Genomic DNA, 3,680 nt, shown 5'->3' with positions numbered 1-3,680 from the left:
TTGAAGAGATGAGGAAGCAGAACATCGACGTCACGCTCAGAACGGTTGAGATCAGGCTTGACAACCTGATGGCCAAGGATCTGGTCACCAGGAAGAAGGACGACAAAAGAGGGTACAGTTACAGCCTAAACGGAAAGATAATCAAAAAATAAAATTCAGGTCAGCTACTCTTCGCTAAAGCTTCGGAGCTTGTCGCTGGCCTCCCTTACATCCACAGATGAGGTTTCATTGAACCGCAGCGATCGGCCGGTTGACAGCAGCCTGAAGTACTCAGATGTACCGAGCACTTCGATGTTCCTTGAGGCATTCAGATCCGCATGGAGTTAGAAGCCGCAGTTCCTGCATCTGCGCATTCACCCCTGTATTTATAGATCAAGGGTAAATGAGCCACTGGATATGCCAGCCTGCCCTGTACTGTGGTGAGGGATATCGCATGTGAGTCGGTCGGGATTTGATTAATGTTTTAATCGAATACTATTGCTCTTCCGTATCAGTCTCCCATGGAGAGTAAAGCAACCCCTGAATCATGTTCATAAGATATCCTACTATTATTCCTACTAAGAATAATAGGGCGTCTCCAGACACTTTTCCAAAGTAAGTTAGTACTGCCATTGCAATAATAACGAGACCCAGAAATATCAGCAAAGACATAGTAAGCTTCCTGTTATGGATTCCGGCTTTTTCGTCTCTTTTGACGGCATTTTCCAATTTAGACTTCTGAAGGTCTACATATTGCTGAGCCAATGGCAGGAAAGCGGTTGCCAAAGCTGAAAGCTGGTTTAAGTCTGCCTGTTGCGTTTGCTTGCCATTATGAATCGAAGCATCTGGAATACTTTTTTCAGGTAAAGATCCGCCATTACTGCTCTTATCAGAGCCACTCTCTTCTTCTCCCTCTTTTACCATTTACCCTCGGAAAAAAGATGCTGTTTTACTATATAGTTTTGTGTTAATTGTCTTCCGCACTAAGCGTAGCGGCATTGTGCGGTCAAGCACCCCCTTAAGCCCCTCCCCTGAAATGCACTTCGCAGGATGGAATACTAGTTATTAACCACATAATTAAGAGTTAAATATTCAAGGAAAAGACCTTATTTTAATACATTTAAATCCTAACCTAGTTTATTTTTCATTTTTTAATCATTTTAATTTTCTGTTATTCCATATATCACTAGCTCTTCTCTGTAATTTTCCGCTCTTGGCTGCCAGTAAAGCCCCTATGAATAAAACTATTGCTGAAAGAAAAAATATTCCGAGGCCATAGAAGAAGAATGAAAGATACAATGAAGCAGAGTATCGAAGATAATGGAATAGAGCTCCGAGTGCGATTATTAACATTGAGCCTATGAACATAAATGTTCCAGCCGTCATGGTTTTATTTATAGGATGAAATCCAACCATTTTATCGCCTTTAACAATAACCTATTTTCTGGCATATAAAATTAGCTCCTACATTACAGCCATTTGCTCTATATGTTTTATTTGATACTAATACGGTTGTATCAATCGGATTGCCATTACCGCAACAAGCTTTTCCTTCACTTATGCCAACGATTTTAAGTTTAGACTCCTTTTCATTTTTTTTCAATAGTTTCTATGGAATATGTGGCTTTTCCAATACTCTTTCCATCAAAGATAGTATAACTGATAGTATGTTTACCGTTTATATCTCCCTTCAAAACCTGTGTTCCCTGAATTAATTTTGGTCTTTCACCTTCTATCTCTATAAGAACAGATGCCTGCTGTATTCTTTCTCCTTTCTGGGTACTCTCATCAAAATGAAGTACCTTTATGCTCTTTATCTTCTTTGCCATAATATTACAATCAAATTCATATATATATATTCCTATTCGTAAGAAAAACACGTAAATCAGCTACTTTTTGATATTATGACGAATGGACCGGTCGGGATTTGATTAATGTTTTAAGCGAATACCAAATCAGCTCTCGCCTATTATACTCCAGTTGTCTTTGAATTTTTCATAATCGTTTGGCTGAAACCAATAACTTTTCTTCCCGTTTTTTTCTCCTTCATGAATCAACCCCCTTGCTGTTTGCGTATCCATAATATAAAGATTAGGTTCCTTTGAGAGATTGTTTACTATGAAAACATATTCTGCTATCAGATTGTCAAGTTTGCTTCCAAACGGCGCCGGGCTTCTGTCAGAGAGTGCTTTTACCTGAATTGTGTGCATTTTTGTGCCTTCTCTGTTATAGATCAAAACATCTATTCCCCTTGCATTTCTAGATGTAGGCATGGCATTCCACCCCCTCTTGCTGAGCTGGTAGCATACATAGTAGAGTCCTTCGTTTGATACAAGCTGGTTTCTTCCGATTTTGGAATTGTTCAAATTATCTGACATGTTCTAACTATGTATTATTTGTTATTAAAATTATCTAGGCCCTCTAAGCCCCCTCCCCTGAAATGCACTCCGCAGGAGAGAATAATGTGCCCGAAGCAAGACCGACTGGTGTGTGCGTCATATGAGGCACAATCTCATTAAATAGGGGCTACCATTACAAATTGTTACTTAAATATTTAATCAGATATGCTTATTTGACCTGTTCGCCCATTATAATGCATATGCCAATTCTTGAACTCTAGATCTTTTCAGTATTTGAAGAATTTTTCACAGAATGGCTTTTTCCTTTAATATCTTAAAATATTCCGCATAATCTATCTCACAATATATAAATTTTATCAGTTCATCTTTGGAGAGGTACATCTCCCTTGCCATAAGATTCAGCAGATGGTCATCATATTCCCTAGCGCCATGGCTGATCTTTGTGATTACTCTGGTTCTGCGGCCATTAACAAACAGCCTGAAGACTCTGTGATCCTTCTTACGGTCCTCTCTGAATCCCTTTGATAGAAGGCTATTGGCTATTTTGCCTTTGTTGACAACAGTCAAATAAATCACATGAATGACAGAAGATACCTTTTGAGCTTCACCGCATCATCATATAGATCCTTATCATCGGCCATTACAATATCCTCCCATTGTATCTCCAGATCCTCTCTGATTTTGTCTATGAGCCTGTTGAAATCTGCATCACTCTCGTGAATGGAGATTAGATCATCGTCCACGTTAAAAAAGCCATGTTCATCATATTTAACTATGAATGACAACGGCCTTCTAAACCGGATGGTTTTCTCCTCTGCCTCAATTTCAGAAATATTGACGAGGAAATCGATTGTCTCACTAGAGAATTGGGCTGTCCCAATGGCCACAGATATGGTTCCGCTTTGCGGGATCCAACTGGCTTCGTCGTAGGCTTCGACCATCTTTTGCACCTGGCTATCGTGGATGATACAAAAAAATATGGGAAGAAAGTTCATAAATCATTCTATTGAAGGAAGTCCGTGCATCTCCTGTACGAAGAGGGAGTTTTACTGCTTCCCCCAAACTCCTAACCTTTCTATAATAACGTTAAGAGATGAAAATTTAAATAAAATTAACTCATGTTTTCATGATATTGCATGACGAGGGATAAGATTTTCTCCATCGTCCTTGTCGCTATACTTGTCTTCGCTGCATTCTTCTCCTTCGCCTACTTCGCCTCTCATCCACAAACACAGCTTCATAGGAAGAACCTGGATCTCGGACCGCGTGTAAACTATTACGTGTACGATGATCCGATAACAGATATAGCGAATGCATCGAGGGAATTATCAATAATCAACA

8 protein-coding genes are annotated in these 3,680 nt (G+C 39.5%); 1 reads left to right on the top strand and 7 read right to left on the bottom strand.

Going from position 1 to position 3,680, the window contains the following annotated elements:
• Positions 1-164: 164 nt before the first annotated feature.
• The 7 genes from DMB44_RS09685 to DMB44_RS04835 all read right to left on the bottom strand — a co-directional run bounded on the left by DMB44_RS09685 (position 165) and on the right by DMB44_RS04835 (position 3,280).
• Positions 165-287 (bottom strand): hypothetical protein, encoded by a 123-nt coding sequence (locus tag DMB44_RS09685; RefSeq protein ID WP_255414316.1) that lies wholly within the window; start codon positions 285-287, stop codon positions 165-167.
• Positions 288-474: 187 nt separating this feature from the next.
• On the bottom strand, positions 475-903 hold the full coding sequence (locus tag DMB44_RS04860; protein WP_110641406.1) for a hypothetical protein: 429 nt from the start codon (positions 901-903) through the stop codon (positions 475-477).
• Between the two features lie 231 nt (positions 904-1,134).
• The gene (locus DMB44_RS04855; protein ID WP_110641404.1) at positions 1,135-1,395 is read right to left on the bottom strand and encodes a hypothetical protein; all 261 of its coding nucleotides are present in this window, start codon (positions 1,393-1,395) and stop codon (positions 1,135-1,137) included.
• Positions 1,396-1,568: 173 nt separating this feature from the next.
• Positions 1,569-1,808, bottom strand: a complete 240-nt coding sequence (locus DMB44_RS04850; protein ID WP_110641402.1) for a hypothetical protein — start codon at positions 1,806-1,808, stop codon at positions 1,569-1,571.
• A 126-nt stretch (positions 1,809-1,934) separates the two neighbouring features.
• Positions 1,935-2,357, bottom strand: coding sequence for a hypothetical protein (locus DMB44_RS04845; protein ID WP_110641400.1), 423 nt, complete (start codon positions 2,355-2,357; stop codon positions 1,935-1,937).
• A gap of 267 nt (positions 2,358-2,624) precedes the next feature.
• The gene (locus DMB44_RS04840) at positions 2,625-2,906 is read right to left on the bottom strand and encodes a hypothetical protein (protein WP_110641398.1); all 282 of its coding nucleotides are present in this window, start codon (positions 2,904-2,906) and stop codon (positions 2,625-2,627) included.
• Between the two features lie 5 nt (positions 2,907-2,911).
• Positions 2,912-3,280: a hypothetical protein gene (locus DMB44_RS04835; RefSeq protein WP_110641396.1), complete on the bottom strand. Its 369-nt coding sequence runs from the start codon at positions 3,278-3,280 to the stop codon at positions 2,912-2,914.
• Positions 3,281-3,475: 195 nt separating this feature from the next.
• Between DMB44_RS04835 and DMB44_RS04830 the strand changes: the two genes are divergently transcribed.
• Positions 3,476-3,680 (top strand): hypothetical protein (locus tag DMB44_RS04830; RefSeq protein WP_153280156.1); only part of this gene is annotated, 205 nt, incomplete at its 3' end.

The sequence above is a fragment of the Thermoplasma sp. Kam2015 genome (assembly GCF_003205235.1).
Taxonomy (GTDB): Archaea; Thermoplasmatota; Thermoplasmata; order Thermoplasmatales; family Thermoplasmataceae; genus Thermoplasma.
The sequence above is the reverse complement of the archived record's forward strand: the minus strand, read 5'-3'. Positions and strand labels throughout refer to the sequence as shown.